Here is a 16,618-nt window from a genome sequence, read left to right as displayed (position 1 = left end):
CGACCCGGCAGGCGGGGGTCTTTGCGCCATGCCCATGTCAGGGCGTTCCGCGCCCGCTTGGCTTCGGCCCGCGCCCATGCGTCCGCCGAGACCGACCCCTGTTCCAGCCCCGCCCGCTGGCGCTCCCGGAACCGCCGGGCCGCTTCCCGTCCGCCGTGCCGGAGACAGCGCGGCTCCCCGGCAAGGGCCAACTGCGCGCACACCCCGCCCGTCCGCAGCTTCGCCCCGCACGTTCGCGCCAGAGGTCCGCCCCGGACGTAGGGCTTGGCCCCCTCAAAGAAACGCTCGCGTTGGGTCTCGGACTTGAAGCCGGGAATGCGGGGCATGGGGGCGGACCTTGGTGACAAGTGACAGGGCAGATATGTGTTATAATATTACACTAGGCCGTGCGCGAAGTCTGCCCTACAGTCCGACACCCGGCAGGGGACGACACGAGGGGCAGAGCATGAGTTACAAGGGGTTGGTCATCGGCGGGCATCTGGCCGGAGAATGGCGCTCCCATGACCTGCCGACCTTTTCCGCCTTTAGCCCCGGCGGGGGCGAGTGGTATTTCCAAACGGAAGCATCCTGCTCTGGGACGGTGATCCACGCCTGGAAACCTGGGATCACGTCAGCGCCGAGCCTTACGGGGAATTCTGGGTGCCGGAGGGGAAGAACGCGGCCTGGGCCATGATGGAACTGGTCCGCTGCTACCGCGAACATGGGCGCGATATCCTCTACCGCCCGCAACCCGCGGAACCCGATTGGCGCGACGATTGACAACCACGGGATGTTGCCCTGACCGTCGCCATGCGACATGAAGCACGAAAGCAAGAGACGGGGAAAGTGAATGCCGACGCTGGACTGGATCGGGACGAAGGCTGTGGTCAACCACCACCGCGAGGTGCCTTACCGGCTGATCCATTGCGACAGCGCCCTCTCGGCGGGCGACGCCGAAGCCGGAAACCTGCTGGTGCAGGGCGACAATCTTGAGACCCTGCGGGCGCTGCTGCCGTATTACGCGGGCAAGGTGAAATGCATCTACATCGACCCGCCCTACAACACCGGGAACGAGGGCTGGGTCTACAACGACAACGTCAATTCCCCGGAAATGCGGGATTGGCTCGGCAAGGTCGTGGGGAAAGAGGCCGAAGACCTGTCGCGCCACGATAAGTGGCTTTGCATGATGTATCCCCGGTTGCGGCTGTTGCGGGAGTTTCTCCGGGAAGATGGGATAATTGCCGTCTCAATAGATGATGACGAGCATGCCAACCTTGTGTCCTGCATGTATGAGATATTCGGAAGGAGCAACTTTGTCGCCAACGTAATTTGGCAGAAGCGCTATGTTTCCAACAATACAGCGCAATTTCTTTCCGATATGCACGACTTCATCGTGATCTTTGGGAAAAATGCACCGCTTGTCAGCGTGGCGAAGCTTGCGCGCACAGAAGAGCAGGAAGCGGATTACAAAAATCCTGACAACGATCCTCGTGGTCCTTGGCGCGCTCAAGACCTTTCAGCAAGCAAACCCTATGCCGCAGGTGTATTCACGATCACTGGTCCGCAAGGAGATAACTTCGACCCGCCGCCCAAACGTTATTGGCGAATGAACCGCAGCCAATATGAGGAATGGCTTTCTGAGGATAGAATTACTTTTGGCAAAACTGGAAGTGGCCGCCCCATGCTGAAGCGCTTCCTCACAGATACACAGGGTGGGCTGACGCCAAACACTTGGTGGGACTATGGCTTTGCTGGTCATAACAAAGAGGCGACTCTTGAGATTAAGGACCTTTTCGGAGGGGCGTCACCATTTGACACCCCCAAGCCAAAGCGCCTCATTTCTCGTCTACTGGAGTTGTTCTCGCAATCTGATGACCTCATCCTCGACTCCTTCGCAGGCTCCGGCACCACCGGCCATGCCGTCCTCGACCTGAACAAGCAGGACGGCGGCAACCGGCGCTTCATCCTGTGCGAGATGAACCCGGGCATCGCCAAGGATGTGACCGCCGAACGCCTGCGCCGTGTCATCACAGGCTACGACAAGGGCGGCGACAGGACGAAGCCGGTCGAAGCCCTTGGCGGCGGCTTCCGCTTCTGCCGCCTTGGCACCCCCCTGTTCGATGAATACGGCGATGTAGCGCAGGACGTGACCTTTCCCGACCTTGCCGCACATATCTTCTTCTCCGAGACCGGCGTGCCGATCCCGGCGCGGGCGCAGTCGGAACTCCTCGGCGTGCATCAGGGCCGTGCTGTCTATCTTCTGTTCGACGCCGCTCACCCTGGCACGCCGCGTGAAGCAGCCGGTAACGTGCTGACCCCCGACCGCCTGTCGCGCCTGCCGGACCCGCCGGACGGCTTCGACGGCCTGCGGGTGATCTACGCCGAGGGCTGCACCGTGAGCCCCGACCGCCTGAAAGCCCACGGCGCTGTCTTCAAGCAAATCCCCTATCAGGTCGAGGGCGTCTGATGGCTGCCGTCAATTTCGAGCTGCGCGGCTACCAGACCGCCGCGCTGAACGCCCTGCGCGGCTATCTGCGCCGCATGAACCGCTTTGCCGAGGAAGACAACCCGGCGCAAGCCGCGTTTCAGGTGCAGACGAACTCGCCCTACGCCACGGCGCCCGAAGTTGGCGCGGGCGTGCCCTACATCTGCATCCGCATCCCCACGGGCGGCGGCAAGACGATTCTGGCGGCCTATTCCATCGGCATCGCGGCCCGCGACTATCTGCAAGCCGACAATCCGATGGTGCTGTGGCTGGTGCCCTCGACCGCGATCCTGGATCAGACGCTTGCGGCGCTTCGCAATGAAGACCACCCCTACCGCGCGGGGCTGGCCGCCGACTTCGGCCGGAACGTCTCGGTCCTGTCCGTGTCCGAAGCCTTGTCCCTCTCGCGCGCCGATGCCACCGGCGGGGCCTGCGTCATCGTCGGCACCATCCAGGCCTTCCGCCGCGACGACACGACCGGCCTGAACGTGTTCAAGCCGAACGGCAGTCTGATGGATCATTTCAGCGGCCTGGACCCGTCGCAGGCGGCACGGCTTGACAAGATCGAAGGCGGGGATACCGTCGCCTACACGCTGGCGAACCTGCTGCGGCTGCATCGCCCTATGGTGATCGTGGACGAGGCGCACAACGCCCGGACCGAACTGTCCTTCAAGACCCTCGCCGCCTTCGACCCGTCGATCATCCTTGAAATGACGGCCACGCCGCAAACCCGGTCGAACCCGGACCGCGGCGAATATCCCTCGAACGTGCTGTTTCACGTCTCCGCCGCCGAGTTGAAGGCCGAGGACATGGTGAAGCTGCCGATCCGGCTGAACACGGACCGCGACTGGCTGCAAGTCGTCGGCCAGGCCCGCGATTGCCGCGCCATGCTGGAAGAAGCGGCCAAGGCCGAACGGGCTGCAACCGGCGAATACATTCGCCCGATCATCCTGTTCCAAGCGCAGTCGAAGCTGGCTGCGGACCCCGACCGCCTGACCATCGAGAAGGTCTATGGCGCGCTGCGCGAGGCTGGGGTGCCGGAAGGCCAGATCGCCCGACACGGGGGCGGCTTCAAGGAACTGGACGCGATTGCCGACATAGCTTCGCCCGATTGTCCGGTGCGCTACGTCATCACCATGCAGGCCTTGCGCGAAGGCTGGGACTGCCCCTTCGCCTATGTCCTCTGTTCCGTGGCCGCCCTGACCTCTGCCACGGCCGTCGAACAAATCCTTGGCCGCGTGCTGCGGATGCCCAAGGCAAAGCGAAAATCGCAGGACGTTCTGAACCGGGCCTATGCTTTCGTGACGTCCGACAACTTCCAGGAAACCGCCGAGAAACTGAAGGACGGCCTGGTGGAAGGTGCAGGCTTCAACCGCATGGAAGTGAAGGAACTCGTCAAGCAACTCGAGTTGGCAGACATAGCCGCCACGCAGACCCCGTTCACCTACAGGTCCGAGGCCCTGCCGGACGAAGCGTTGGCGCCGGTCGAAGTGGTGGAAAGCGCGTTGGCCCAGCTGCCGCCCAAGTTGCAAGCCCGCGTCCTGTTCACACCGGAAAGCCGGACCTTCGAGGTTTCCGGTGCGCTGTCGTCGCAAGACAGGACGGTCCTTCAACTGGCCTTCGCCCCTGTCCGTGGGGCGGACCGCATCATTGACCGCCTGTATCGCAAGTCCAACCGGATCATGGACAGCGAACTTCCGGCCGATCTGCCGCCGTTCATCGTGCCACGTCTGGCGATCCGCCACCAAGGCGCGCTGGAATTGTTCACGCAGGACCATTTCCTTGATCTGCCTTGGGACCTTGCATCCTGCGACCCGAACCCGTTTGCCGACCGCTTCACCATCGACGCCAGGACCATGACGGGCGAAATAGACGTGAGCGACAAAGGGGCCATGAAGATCGACTACGTCGGCCAGCTTCGCGACCAACTGGCACTCGCAATTCAGGAATCGGCGTGGACGCTCCCGCGCCTCGTGAACTGGATCGACCGGGGGATCAAGCATGAGGACGTGACCAAGCCCGCCGCGCGCATCTTCATCCACCGCGCGCTGGACACAGTGATGGCCCGCAAGGGCTACACGCTGGACCAACTCGCCCGCTACAAATACGAAGTCCGGCGCGTGATGGCGGAGGAAATCCAGAAGCACCGTGAAACGCGGGAAGTGGGTGCATTCGCTGCCCTGTTCCCGGCGCAGGCCGACACGTTCGTAACCGGCGCCGAAATTGAACCGCTGCTGTTCGACGAAGCGAAATATGCACCGACCAGCGTGTTCAACAATCAGGCCGGAACATTCAAGCGCCACTACTTCGCACAGATCGGCGACATGAAAGACCGGGGCGAGGAATACGACTGCGCGCTCTACATAGACCGGCACCCGAAGACCGAATTCTGGGTCCGCAACCTGGTCCGCAAGCCGAACACCTTCTGGCTACAGACCGCGCAGGACAAGTTCTACCCCGACTTCATCGTCAAGCTGAGGGACGGGCGAATCCTGGTGGTTGAATACAAGGGCAAGACCTTCGCGCAACTCGACAGCGAAAAGGACAAGAAGATCGTCGGCGAGACTTGGGCCGAGGCCAGCGTTGGGAAATGCCTGTTCGTCATGCCGGTTGCGCGCGACTTCGCCGCAATCGACCGGGTGATAGAACAGTCCGGCGTTTGACAAGGCAGACAAAAAAGTCCCAGACACCGCCGCTTAGTGCGTGCCGACTTGAAGGGAATTCCGCGACGCTCCGGGACAGGGCCAGGGGTGGGGTCGGCCCCGCCCCGGACCTGGACGTGGACCCGCCCGGCGTCCACGTCCAGCGCGGTCCACGTCCGCCGTCCGTGTCCCGTCTGCCACCACGTCCCCCGCGGTCCGCGTCCACGTCAGTCGCCCGTGCCGGGAATTGCCCGCCCAGCGCGCCCACATATTCGCCATCAAGCCGGAGGGGTGGCAGACTTGGTCCCGGCAGGGCGGCCCCGGACGTGGCGGGCTGATCCCACAAGCCGCGCCGGACGTGGACGCCAGTCGATCCGCGTTTGCGTCCGTGCCGGTGCGCTGCTGGCGCCGGTCCGCCCACCTCACGAAAGCGTGAACGACCTGGCCGATCCGGGCTGCATCAGCCGCCACGGCAGACAAGCCCAGCGCCACCATCTTTAGTGCCCATTTAGTGCCCTCAGAGCGGGGTTCCAAAAAATCCAATGATTTCAATAGTAATGGCGGAGACGAAGGGATTCGAACCCTCGAGACCCTTTAGAGGTCTGCGCCCTTAGCAGGGGCGTGCCTTCGACCACTCGGCCACATCTCCGCCTGCCCGTTTATCGGGGCGAAAGGGCGGGGGCAAGCGGAAAGGTGACAGGGCCGCGAACCGCCTATCCGCATGGTGCGACCGCTGGGCGAGAAGGACCTGACCGAGAGAATCCTTCTGTTCCGCAACCGTCTTCTCTAACCTCCGCTGCAACCGCCAGCCGGGGTGCAGGTGCACCACCCGGCGGCGCAGATCGGCAAGGGAAAGCAGTCGCATGGCACTACCGGCACAGGCCCAGATCATCGTCATCGGCGGCGGCATCATCGGCTGCTCCACTGCCTATCACCTCGCCCGCGACCACAGGGCCGACGTGCTGTTGCTGGAACAGGGCAAGATCACCTCGGGCTCCACCTGGCATGCCGCCGGACTGGTCGGGCAGCTTCGGTCTTCCGCCTCGATCACCAAGGTGCTGAAATACTCGGTCGATCTCTACAAGGGCCTCGCCGCCGAGACGGGCCTCGATACCGGCTGGAAGATGACCGGCTGTCTGCGCCTTGCCACCACCCCCGACCGCTGGACCGAATTCAGGCGCCTTGCCACCACCGCGAAAAGCTTCGGGATGGAGATGGAGCTGATCGGCCCCGACGAGGTGAAACGGATGTGGCCGCTGATGGACACCTCCGACCTGATCGGCGCCTCCTGGCTGCCGACCGACGGGCAGGCCAGCCCCTCGGACATCACCCAGTCGCTTGCCAAGGGCGCGCGGATGCACGGGGCCCGGATCGAGGAAGGCGTCACCGTCACCGGCTTCCGCATGGCGGGTCGCCGGATCACCCATGTCGAGACGACGCAAGGAGTCATCGCCTGCGACAAGGTGGTCAACTGCGGCGGCATGTGGGCGCGGCAGATCGGCGCGATGGCGGGGGTCGCGGTGCCGCTGCACCCGGTCAAGCACCAGTATATCGTGACCGAGAAGATCCCCGGTCTCGCCCTTGACGCCGCCACCCTGCGCGACCCTGACCGGCGCACCTATTTCAAGGAAGAGGTCGGCGGTCTGGTGATGGGCGGCTATGAGCCGAACCCGCAGGGCTGGGTCACCGGCGACATCCCGGAGAACTGGGAGTTCCGGCTCTTCGACGACGACTACGACCATTTCGGGCAACACCTGGAACAGGCCATTGCCCGTGTCCCCACCTTGGCCGACGTGGGCGTCAAGCAGATGATCAACGGCGCGGAAAGCTTCACGCCGGACGGCAACTTCATCCTTGGCCCGGCGCCGGAATGCGCCAACATGTATGTCGGCGCGGGCTTCAACGCCTTCGGCATCGCCAGCGGCGGCGGCGCGGGCTGGGTCCTCGCCGACTGGGTGATGCGGGACGAGGCCCCCCTCGACCTCTGGGCCGTCGACATCCGCCGTTTTTCCACCCTGCACCGCGACCGCGACTGGGTGGCGGAACGCACGCTGGAGGCCTACGGCAAGCACTACACCGTCGCCTTCCCGCATGAGGAATATACCTCCGGCCGCCCCCGCATCGTCTCGCCGCTCTATGACCGGCTGAAAGCGGCGGGCGCGGTCTTCGGCTCGAAACTCGGCTGGGAGCGCCCGAACTGGTTCGCGCCTGCCGGGGTGGAACCGAAGGACGTCTATTCGATGGGCCGGCAGAACTGGTTCGACGCGGTGGGTGGGGAACACCTCCACGTCCGCGCCCATGCCGGGCTGTTCGACCAGTCCTCCTTCGCCAAATACGATCTCTCCGGCCCGAAGGCTGCCGAAGCGCTGGAGGCGATCTGCGCCAACCGCGTCGCCCGCGACGTGGGCCGTCTGACCTATACCCAGCTTCTGAACTCACGCGGCGGGATCGAGGCCGACCTCACCGTCGCCCGGCTGGCCGAGGACCGCTTCTACATCGTCACCGGCACCGGCTTCCGCACCCATGACTACGGCTGGATCGCCGACCACCTGCCTGCCGAGGGCGTGACCTTCCGCGACGTGACCGAGGACTGGGGCACCCTCTCCCTCATGGGTCCGAAGGCGCGCGACATTCTGGCAAAGGTCACCCCTGCCGATGTCTCGAACACCGCCCTGCCCTTCGGCTCGGCGCGGGAGATCACCATCGCCGGTATCCCCGTCCGCGCGCTGCGCGTCACCTATGTCGGCGAGCTTGGCTGGGAACTGCACGTCCCCATCGCCGCCCTAGGAACCGTCTACGACGCGCTGATCGCCGCCGACCCGCAGCTTCGCCCGGTCGGCTACCGCGCGCTTGAATCCTTGCGGCTGGAGAAAGGCTACCGCGCCTGGTCCTCGGACATCACCCCGAACGACACCCCCTTCGAGGCTGGCCTCGGCTGGGCGGTGAAGCTGAAATCAGGCCTCCCCTTCCTCGGTCGCCCAGCCCTTGAAGCCCTGCAAGGCAAGCCGCTGACCAAACTCTTCGCGGGCTTCACCGTGACCGCCCCGGATGCCGTCCTCGTCGGGCGCGAGACGATCCTGCGCGACGGGCAGCCGGTGGGCTACCTCACCTCGGGCGGCTACGGCTACACGGTCGGCAAGAGCATCGGCTACGGCTATGTCCGCAATGCCGAAGGCCTGTCCGACGACTGGTTGCGCGCGGGCCGCTACAGCCTGGTCATCGCGGGCGAGGAAACGCCTGCCGAACTGGCGCTCGCGCCGCTGTTCGATCCCGAGGGGTCGCGCATCCGAGCCTGATCCCGGCAATTGCCGGAACGGACACCGCCCCGCCAGCCAGCGGGGCGGCAGGGCAAGAAACCGACGTCAGACCGATTCGTCGATCTTCCCGAGCCGGCCGATCAGATCCAGGATCGGCGTCGGGTCGAAGCTGACCGGGGCAGTCCGGTTCGGATCGGGCATCGAGATGATCATGTCGTCGATGGCCATCCCCTCGGCCGCGGCAAGCTTCGCCATCGCCGGGTCCGGCGTGCGCGCCAGCAGGTCCAGCTCTCCCCGCGCCACCATCAACAGCGCCCAGGCATTCTGATAAGCGTGAACTTCGGTCGGACCCGAGGCATTTATCTCGGCAGCGGCGGCTTTCGCCAGCTCCAGCACGGCAAGCGCGGCATCCTGCGCCGAAGGGTTCAGCTTGCTCCGCGCCATCAGAAGCGCCTTCTCCGCCTCACGATAGGCCGCCGTGACCGCGTCCTTGCTGCCGCCCGCTTCCAGCTTCTGCAACACCGGCTCCAGGTCCGGCACTCCGGCCGCCTGCATCCCGTCCTTCAGGCCGGGCCAGGTTTCCTTCAGCGGCTGGCCGAAATGCGAGCCTTCCGGGTTGGTCAGGCCATCCCCCAGGAACAGCATCCCAAGTTGCAGATCGGCGCCGATGCGCCCCAGCCCGACCAGAAGCCGCACCGTCTCGGGGTTGGAGGCGACGGCCTCGACCTGCACAACGGCCGGGCGGCCCGGCACTTCCAGGCGGACCGCCTGCGCCGATGCCGCCGCCCCTGCGGCCAAGCCGAGGGCGGCCAGCATCGCCATGCGCGTTGCCCGCGAACCGATGCCGGAAATAGCGGACCACCTTGCGTCGAACTGTGTCATTTCAATCCTCGAACCTGGGGCGACCCATTCGGACCGCATGTTGCGGACGCCCCGTGCCAATCCCTTGCGCGGGGTCCGATTGTCCATGCCGCCCTCCTCGCCGCAGAATATGGCCGCAGTTGGGTATAGTTCTGGCATAGGTGGTACGATTGCAACTTCCGGTTGCGTCATTTCCGCCCATCGCGCGACCTGAACGCCTTGGCATCCGCAGGCGGCTGCGTCTGGGCAGCGGCGCCGGTTGGTGTCATCATGGGCCGCGCCGCCCGGCCGGACCTTCGCCCTCCGCCGCAGGCAAGCAGGCTTGAACAGAGAACCCGAGGATCACATGGAAACAGCCTTCACCCCCTGGTCCGCATTGGCAGGAGGCGCGATGATCGGGCTTGCGGCTGTGTTGCTGATGGCACTCCACGGTCGCATCCTCGGCGCCACCGGCATTCTTGGCGGCCTGCTGCGGTTCAATGATCCCGCGGACTGGCGGCTTCGCGCAGCCCTGGTCCTCGGCATGGCGCTTGGCCCGCTGGTCTATCTGCTGGCCACCGGCCACAGCCCGGCCATCGACCTGCCGATCCCGACCTACGCCGTCGTCCTGGGCGGGCTGTTCGTCGGCATCGGCGCCAGCTTCGGCGGCGGCTGTCCCTCGGGCCACGGCGTCTGCGGCATCGCCCGCTTTTCGCGACGGTCGTTGCTGGCGACGCCAATCTTCATGGCGACCGCCTTCGCCACCGTCTTCATCCTGCGTCATGTCCTGGGGGTCTGAGATGCGCCTGCTGACCGCCCTCCTCATCGGCCTGATCTTCGGCCTCGGCATCTCGGTCTCGGGCATGATCAACCCGGCCAAGGTGCTGAACTTCTTCGACCTCGCCCAGATCCGGGCCGGCACCTGGGACCCAAGCCTCGCCTTCGTCATGGCCGGGGCGCTGGCCGTCGCCATCCCCGGATACCGACTGGTCTTCGCCCGTCCCGCCCCGGCCTTCGAGGACCGCTTCCAGCTGCCCGACACCCGTGTCATCGACCGCCGCCTGATCCTCGGGTCGGCCACCTTCGGCATCGGCTGGGGCATCGCGGGCTTCTGCCCGGGTGGAGCGCTGCCCGCCATCGGTTCCGGCGACCCCGTCGTGTTCCTCTTCCTCGCCGCCCTGATCGGCGGCCTTCTCGTCGCGCGGGCGCTGCAGTCCCGTGCCCCCGCCCGCAAGCCCGCCTGACCCGGAGGCCCCCATGACCCCAGCCATCGACCTGTCCGTGAAGCCAAAGGTGACCGGCTTCTTCGATCCCGCCACCAACACGATCAGCTATGTGGTCAAGGACCCGGCCTCATCCGCCTGCGCCATCGTCGATTCCGTGATGGACATCGACTATGCCGCCGGACGCATCACCTATGCCCACGCCGACGAGATCATCGCCTTTGTCCGCGATCACGACCTTCACCTCGAATGGCTGATCGAGACCCATGTCCACGCCGACCACCTCTCTGCCGCGCCCTATATCCAGCGGCATCTGGGCGGCAAGATCGGCATCGGGCGCAACATCACCCTGGTGCAGGACACCTTCGGCAAGATCTTCAACGAAGGGACCGAATTCCAGCGCGACGGCTCGCAGTTCGACCGGCTGTTCGACGACGGCGACACCTACCAGCTGGGCGACATGACCTGCCTTGCCCTGCACACCCCCGGCCACACGCCCGCCTGCATGACCCATGTGATGGGCGACGCGGCCTTCGTCGGCGACACGCTCTTCATGCCCGACGGCGGCTCGGCCCGCGCCGATTTTCCCGGAGGCGATGCAGGCCAGCTTTACGACAGCATCCAGAAGGTCCTGTCCCTGCCCGATGCGACGCGGCTTTTCATGTGCCACGACTACGGGCCGAACGGCCGCGACATCCGCTGGGAAACCACAGTGGGCGAGGAGAAGGCCCACAACATCCACATCTCGGGCAAGTCGCGGGACGAGTTCGTGGCACTCCGCAACGCGCGCGACGCCACGCTCGCCATGCCGAAGCTGATCATCCCGTCCCTGCAGGTGAACATGCGCGGCGGCGACCTGCCCCCGGCCGACGAAACCGGCAAGCGCTTCCTCAAGGTGCCGATCAACGGGATCTGACCCGCGACGGACCCGGACCAACGAAAGGGCCCTGGCCGCCGATCCCGGCAGCCAGGGCCCCTGAAGTCTGGCCGGACGAGATTACTGGTTGACGCCGCGCGTCGTATCGTCGTTGCCGCAGGCAACGGCACAGATCACGACGAGACCGATGATGACCGGAACGATCCAGCCCGAACGCGGCGATTCAGCCACGACTTCCGGCTGGCCTTCTTCCTCGATCACGACCGGGCCACCGGCAAGCGCCGCGGTCGAGCCGAAAGCCAGCGACAGCGCCAGCAGGGCGGGGACGATTTTCTTGGTCATGGTTTCATTCCTTTTTCATGCCTGATCCGGCGACGTAGCGCCTTGTCGACAGCTTGTGCCCTGCTTGTGGACGGAATCAAGTCGGGCGTCAGGGTCGATACAAAGGAAAATGCTGGTCCTGCTCATCCGGCAACACTCGGGCCGGACTCCGGCCCGGCTTTCCGGCCCGCGGGGCGTCCGGTCCCGATCGGCGAAAAAGAAAACGGCAGCGCCTTTGCGCTGCCGTTGAAAGGTCGATCTCTTGAGACCCGCCGAGCCTCAGGGCGCGGGCGTATCGTCGTCGTTGCCGCAAGCAACGGCGCAGATCACGACCAGGCCGATGATGACCGGAACGATCCAGCCCGAACGCGGCTTCGCAGCCTCGACGACCGGCTCTTCAGCAACAACAACCGGCCCGCCAGCATAGGCGGTCGAGGTGATCATCGCGAGCGCGAGCAGCGGCGCAGCAAACTTCTTCATGGCAGTTCCTCTCTCTAATCCGGAAAATCCGGGACACATGCCTTGTCACGCTAGGCGTGCGTCAACTGCCAGACAACGGATTCGTTACCGACGCGTGAGATTGAATCAGCAGGTTGGGCTTTATTGCAACAGCTTGCGGGTACTGGCTCGCCGTCGTCGCCCGCTCACCTGGGCGCAACACGGCTCATCGAAACAGCAGCCGCAGCGACCGGCTCGCGCCGGAAGACGACGCGGCCAGCCAAATGGCCGACCGCGCCAAGACGCCAAGGTGATCAGCACTTCTCACAGGGCGCCGGGTCATCCCCGCCGCCGCAGGCAACCAGGCACAGCAGCACCAGCGCGCCGAGGACCGGCAGGATGCCGACCGAGCTTGCCGGCTTCGCTGCGACCTGTTCGCCCTGGCCTTCCTCGATGATCACCGGACCGCCGGCATGCGCCATCGTCGCCGACAGGACCGTCGCGGCCACAACGACCGGCTTCAGGAAATTCATCATCGTCCCATTCCTCCACTGACCGGACCAGCGGCCCGATTGCCTTGAATCCGTGCATTTTGATTAGTGTCCGAACAATCGCGCGGCAACCGACCCGGGCGGGGAGAAAGCGTTTCTCCACAGGAATCTGGCGCGACTCGCCATCAGGTTGCGTGAAATGGCGAAAAGGACGTCTAGATATGGTGGTCTCCGTCCGTCTGAACGGCTCAGAACATCCCCGGCACCACCTGGTCGGGCGGGCGGTGGCCGTCGGCGAAGGTCTTGATGTTGATGATCACCTTCTCGCCCATCTCGATCCGCCCCTCGACCGTCGCCGACCCCATATGCGGCAGCAGCACCACGTTCGGCAGCTCCAGAAGCCGCGGGTTGATGTCGGCGCCGTGCTCGTAGACGTCCAGCCCCGCCCCCGCCAGCTCCCCGGCCCGCAGCGCCCGCGTCAGCGCGTTCTGGTCGATCACCTCGCCGCGCGAGGTGTTCACCACCACCGCCGAGGGCTTCATCAGCTTCAGCCGCCGCGCGTTCAGCAGATGGAAGGTCGACGGCGTGTGCGGGCAGTTGACGCTGACGATGTCCATCCGCGCCAGCATCTGGTCCAGGCTTTCCCACCAGGTCGCCTCAAGCTCGCCCTCGACCTCCGGGCGCAGGCGCTTGCGGTTGTGGTAGTGGACCTGCAACCCGAAGGCCCGCGCCCGCCGTGCCACCGCCGATCCGATCCGCCCCATCCCCAGGATGCCCAGCCGCCGCCCGCCCAGCCGCCCGCCCAGGTTCGCCATCGGCGACCAGCCGGTCCAGCTTGCGGACTGCATCATCTGCAAGCCCTGCGGAATGCGCCGGGTGACCGAGAGAATCAGCGCCATCACCATGTCGGCGGTATCCTCGGTCACCACGCCGGGCGTGTTCGACACCAGGATGCCGCGCTGCCGCGCCGTCGCCACGTCGATATGGTCGATCCCCGAGCCGTAGTTGGCGATCAGCTTCAGCTTCTCGCCCGCCTGCGCCAAGAGCCCCGCGTCGATGATGTCGGTGATGGTCGGCACCAGCACATCCGCCCGCCGCATCGCCTCGGCCAGTTCCTCGCGGGTCATGGCAACATCGGGATCGCGCAGTTCGACGTTGAACAATTCCTTCATCCGCGTTTCCACGGCCTCGGGCAGGCGTCGCGTCACGATCACGGTCAATTGGCTGGCAGGCATGCGTGATCTCCCCGACACTTCCAAATCCGGCGTCCTTCGGGCAAGGTGCCGCCAAGCGGGGCGATGCACAAGACCCGGTGAGCGGTAACGGTAGGCGGTGTCGCGAAAAGCGATCTCCGGTGAGGCAGCGGCATGAAGCGGTTGGCGACGGTTCTGGCAGTTCTGGGCGCGCTCTGGGGCGCAATGGCGCTTGCGCAGGAAACCGATGCGCCGATCAAGACCGACAAGCCGCCGGAAAAGGAATGCCAGCCCGATATCGGCTGCGTGACCAACCTGCCCCTGCCCCGCTTCGTCTCGCTGAAAGGCTCCGAGGGCAACGCCCGCCGCGGCCCCGGCCTGACGCACCGGATCGACTGGGTCTTCACCCGCGCCGGGATGCCGCTGAAGATCACCGCCGAATACGAGAACTGGCGCCGGGTCGAAGACAGCGAAGGCGCGGGTGGCTGGGTCCATTACTCGCTTCTGTCCGGGGTGCGCACAGTGCTGGTCACGCTCGACATGGCCGAGCTGCGCGACGCCCCCGACGACACGGCCACTGTCGTCGCCCAGGCCGAAATGGGGGTTGTCGGCCGCATCCTGGAATGCCATCCCGGCTGGTGCCGCGTGTCGCTGGACGGCACGCGCGGCTGGATCAGGACCAGCGCGGTCTGGGGCGTGAAGGAGGGCGAGATTGTCGAATGAAGCGGAAAAGTCCGGGGTGCGGCTGGCCGTTTCGGCCGGGTTCGCCTCGGTCCTGGTTGCGGGCATTCTGGTCGCGCTGAAGCTGTGGGCGCTGGCCGAGACCGGTGCGCTCTCCATTGCCGCCTCGCTGGCCGACTCTGCGCTTGACCTGATGATGTCGCTCGGCGCGGCCGCCGCGATCATCTATGCCGCCCGCCCGGCGGACGAAGATCACGCCTTCGGCCACACCTCGGCCGAGGACCTCGCCGCGTTGGCGCAATCGGCCTTCATCCTCGCGTCCTCCGGCGTGATCGGCTGGAGCGCCATTCGCCGCCTGATGGCCGACACCCCGCCCCAGCTTGCCTCCGAAGGCCGGGGCCTTCTGGTGATGGTCGCCTCGATCCTGCTGACCCTTGGCCTCGTCTGGTGGCAGGGCCGCGTTGCCCGCCGCACCGGCAGCAAGGTCGTCGCCGCCGACCGGCTGCACTATCTCGGCGATCTCCTGCCCAGCCTCGGCGCGATTGCCGCGCTCTGGATTTCCAGTCGCTACGGCATCGGCTCGATCGACGCGGTGGTGGCGCTGGGGGCCGCCGCCGTCATGGTGATCGGCGCGCTCCACATCGGCAAGGACGCCTGGGACGCGCTGATGGACCGCACCGCCGACCCCGGGATCGTCGAAGGCATCGGCAAGATCGCCGCCGCCTGGCCCGGCGTGCGCGGCTACCACGACCTCAAGACCCGCACCGCCGGCAGCCGCGTCTTCGTGAACCTCCACATCGAACTCGACGGCGACCAGTCCCTGCGCCAGGCCCATGACATCGGTGCCGCGCTTCGCCGCGCGATCCTGGCCGCCTATCCGCAGACCGACGTGATCATCCACAAGGATGTGCACGGCCGGCCCTGAGCCGTATCCGGTTGACGTATCCGGTCTTCGCAGCGATTATACGCGCGTACAACAAACCGGATGCCATGCAACCCGCCCGCCGCCTCTACCGCCGCGAAAGCGAAGAGACCCGTCGCTCGGCCCTGATCGCCGCGACGCAGGACCTCGTGGCCGAAGGCGGGCCCGAGGCAGCAACCGTCCGCGCCATCGCCGAACGCGCGGGCGTGACGCCGGGGCTGATCCGACACTACTTCCAGTCCAAGGACGAACTCTCCCGCGCCGCCTACCGCGCGCTGATGGACGGGATGACGGCCAAGGGCTCCGACGCCATCGAAGGCGTCGGTGCGGGGCCCGAGGAACGCCTCGCCGCTTTCGTCGCCGCCTCGCTCCGCCCGCCCGTCCTCGATGCCGGGGCCGTCGTTCTTTGGGCCGGTTACATGCACAAGGTCCGCAGCGACCCTGACCTGATGGCCGTCCACGAGGCCAGCTACCTTGCCTATCGCGACGCCCTCCAGCGCCTGATCGAAACCCTGCCCCGCGCGCCCCGCAAGGGCCAGACCCGGGCCGAGGCCATCGCCTGCAATGCGCTGATCGACGGGCTCTGGGTGGAAGGCTCGCTCCTGCCCGCCGCCTTCGCACCCGGCGAGGTCATCACCATCGGCCTCGCTTCCGTCGGCGCCATCCTGGGCGTCGACCTCCTTGCCCACACCGCCATGCTGCCAGATTTCGGAAAGACCCTGCCATGAAATACGCCTCCGTCACCGATCGCCTCTCCGGTCTCGCCGGTGCCAAATGGGCGCTGCACGCCCGCGCCCGCGCGATGAAGGCTGCCGGTGACGACATCATCGAACTCACCATCGGCGAGCCCGACGTGCCCACCCCCACCCGCTTCATCGAGGTTGCCACCCGCTCGATGGAGGCCGGTCGCACCGGCTATTCCAACGGCCGCGGCGAACCCGGCGTCGTCACGGCGCTGGCCGCCCGCTACACCGCCCGTAGGGGGCGCAAGATCGGCGAAGACCAGATCATGTGCCTCCCCGGCACCCAGACCGTGCTCTACGCCGTCCTGCGCGCCCTGGTCGAAGCGGGCGACGAGGTGCTGATCGGCGACCCGATGTATGCCACCTACGAGGGCCTGATCGCCCAGACCGGCGCCACCGCCGTTCCCGTGCCTCTGAAACCCGAACACGGTTTCCGCATGCAGGTCGCCGATGTCGCCGCCCGGATCACCCCGCGCTCCCGCGTCCTCTTCCTCAACTCGCCGCACAACCCGACCGGGGCCGTCCT

At 66.0% G+C, this 16,618-nt stretch carries 16 protein-coding genes, 1 tRNA gene and 1 pseudogene; 11 read left to right on the top strand and 7 right to left on the bottom strand.

Features of this window, described 5'->3' with window-relative positions; all coding sequences use genetic code 11:
• Positions 1-326 (bottom strand): annotated as a pseudogene (locus tag ACE3P6_RS04245) (hypothetical protein); the annotation flags it as partial.
• 217 nt (positions 327-543) lie between these two features.
• Between ACE3P6_RS04245 and ACE3P6_RS04240 the strand changes: the two are divergent.
• The 3 genes from ACE3P6_RS04240 (at position 544) to ACE3P6_RS04230 (ending at position 5,127) form a co-directional block, all read left to right on the top strand.
• Entirely contained in the window at positions 544-759 is a 216-nt protein-coding gene (locus tag ACE3P6_RS04240; RefSeq protein WP_374391899.1) for a hypothetical protein, read from the top strand.
• 70 nt (positions 760-829) lie between these two features.
• The gene (locus tag ACE3P6_RS04235) at positions 830-2,446 is read left to right on the top strand and encodes a site-specific DNA-methyltransferase (RefSeq protein WP_374391897.1); all 1,617 of its coding nucleotides are present in this window, start codon (positions 830-832) and stop codon (positions 2,444-2,446) included.
• Positions 2,446-5,127, top strand: coding sequence for a DEAD/DEAH box helicase (locus tag ACE3P6_RS04230; RefSeq protein WP_374391895.1), 2,682 nt, complete (start codon positions 2,446-2,448; stop codon positions 5,125-5,127). Before ACE3P6_RS04235 ends, ACE3P6_RS04230 begins: the two co-directional genes overlap by 1 nt.
• A 537-nt stretch (positions 5,128-5,664) precedes the next feature.
• On the opposite strand, the gene ACE3P6_RS04225 is transcribed toward ACE3P6_RS04230, so the two are convergent.
• Positions 5,665-5,755: transfer RNA gene (locus ACE3P6_RS04225), tRNA-Ser, on the bottom strand.
• Between the two features lie 214 nt (positions 5,756-5,969).
• Between ACE3P6_RS04225 and ACE3P6_RS04220 the strand changes: the two genes are divergently transcribed.
• Positions 5,970-8,402, top strand: coding sequence for an FAD-dependent oxidoreductase (locus ACE3P6_RS04220; RefSeq protein WP_374391893.1), 2,433 nt, complete (start codon positions 5,970-5,972; stop codon positions 8,400-8,402).
• Positions 8,403-8,468: 66 nt separating this feature from the next.
• Here the strand turns inward: ACE3P6_RS04220 and ACE3P6_RS04215 are convergent, their stop codons facing one another.
• Complete coding sequence (locus ACE3P6_RS04215; protein ID WP_374391891.1) at positions 8,469-9,179, bottom strand: hypothetical protein; 711 nt, start codon at positions 9,177-9,179, stop codon at positions 8,469-8,471.
• A gap of 391 nt (positions 9,180-9,570) precedes the next feature.
• Between ACE3P6_RS04215 and ACE3P6_RS04210 the strand changes: the two genes are divergently transcribed.
• From ACE3P6_RS04210 to ACE3P6_RS04200, 3 genes are read left to right on the top strand one after another with little or no spacing between them, the layout of a single operon-like run.
• Positions 9,571-10,002 (top strand): YeeE/YedE family protein, encoded by a 432-nt coding sequence (locus tag ACE3P6_RS04210; protein ID WP_374391889.1) that lies wholly within the window; start codon positions 9,571-9,573, stop codon positions 10,000-10,002.
• 1 nt (position 10,003) lies between these two features.
• Positions 10,004-10,447 carry a DUF6691 family protein gene (locus ACE3P6_RS04205; RefSeq protein WP_374370008.1) on the top strand — a complete coding sequence of 148 codons (444 nt, stop codon included), beginning with the start codon at positions 10,004-10,006 and terminating at the stop codon, positions 10,445-10,447.
• 13 nt (positions 10,448-10,460) lie between these two features.
• Positions 10,461-11,342 carry an MBL fold metallo-hydrolase gene (locus ACE3P6_RS04200; RefSeq protein WP_374391887.1) on the top strand — a complete coding sequence of 294 codons (882 nt, stop codon included), beginning with the start codon at positions 10,461-10,463 and terminating at the stop codon, positions 11,340-11,342.
• 81 nt (positions 11,343-11,423) lie between these two features.
• Here the strand turns inward: ACE3P6_RS04200 and ACE3P6_RS04195 are convergent, their stop codons facing one another.
• From ACE3P6_RS04195 to ACE3P6_RS04180, 4 genes are all read right to left on the bottom strand, one after another.
• The gene (locus ACE3P6_RS04195) at positions 11,424-11,645 is read right to left on the bottom strand and encodes a hypothetical protein (RefSeq protein ID WP_374391885.1); all 222 of its coding nucleotides are present in this window, start codon (positions 11,643-11,645) and stop codon (positions 11,424-11,426) included.
• Between the two features lie 258 nt (positions 11,646-11,903).
• Positions 11,904-12,104: a hypothetical protein gene (locus ACE3P6_RS04190; protein WP_374369999.1), complete on the bottom strand. Its 201-nt coding sequence runs from the start codon at positions 12,102-12,104 to the stop codon at positions 11,904-11,906.
• Between the two features lie 272 nt (positions 12,105-12,376).
• Entirely contained in the window at positions 12,377-12,598 is a 222-nt protein-coding gene (locus tag ACE3P6_RS04185; protein ID WP_374369996.1) for a hypothetical protein, read from the bottom strand.
• A gap of 203 nt (positions 12,599-12,801) precedes the next feature.
• Entirely contained in the window at positions 12,802-13,788 is a 987-nt protein-coding gene (locus tag ACE3P6_RS04180) for a 2-hydroxyacid dehydrogenase (RefSeq protein WP_374391884.1), read from the bottom strand.
• A 132-nt stretch (positions 13,789-13,920) separates the two neighbouring features.
• Between ACE3P6_RS04180 and ACE3P6_RS04175 the strand changes: the two genes are divergently transcribed.
• The 4 genes from ACE3P6_RS04175 to ACE3P6_RS04160 form a co-directional block, all read left to right on the top strand.
• On the top strand, positions 13,921-14,469 hold the full coding sequence (locus ACE3P6_RS04175) for an SH3 domain-containing protein (protein WP_374369990.1): 549 nt from the start codon (positions 13,921-13,923) through the stop codon (positions 14,467-14,469).
• Positions 14,459-15,352 (top strand): cation diffusion facilitator family transporter, encoded by an 894-nt coding sequence (locus ACE3P6_RS04170; RefSeq protein WP_374391883.1) that lies wholly within the window; start codon positions 14,459-14,461, stop codon positions 15,350-15,352. Before ACE3P6_RS04175 ends, ACE3P6_RS04170 begins: the two co-directional genes overlap by 11 nt.
• Before the next feature lie 65 nt (positions 15,353-15,417).
• Positions 15,418-16,077, top strand: a complete 660-nt coding sequence (locus tag ACE3P6_RS04165) for a TetR/AcrR family transcriptional regulator (protein WP_374369984.1) — start codon at positions 15,418-15,420, stop codon at positions 16,075-16,077.
• A partial coding sequence (locus ACE3P6_RS04160) for a pyridoxal phosphate-dependent aminotransferase (protein WP_374391881.1) occupies positions 16,074-16,618 on the top strand: 545 nt, incomplete at its 3' end. The genes ACE3P6_RS04165 and ACE3P6_RS04160, both read left to right, overlap by 4 nt.

Source organism: Tabrizicola sp. (assembly GCF_041911175.1).
In the GTDB taxonomy this organism is placed as follows: domain Bacteria; phylum Pseudomonadota; class Alphaproteobacteria; order Rhodobacterales; family Rhodobacteraceae; genus Tabrizicola.
This window is presented reverse-complemented; position numbering and strand designations above follow the sequence as displayed.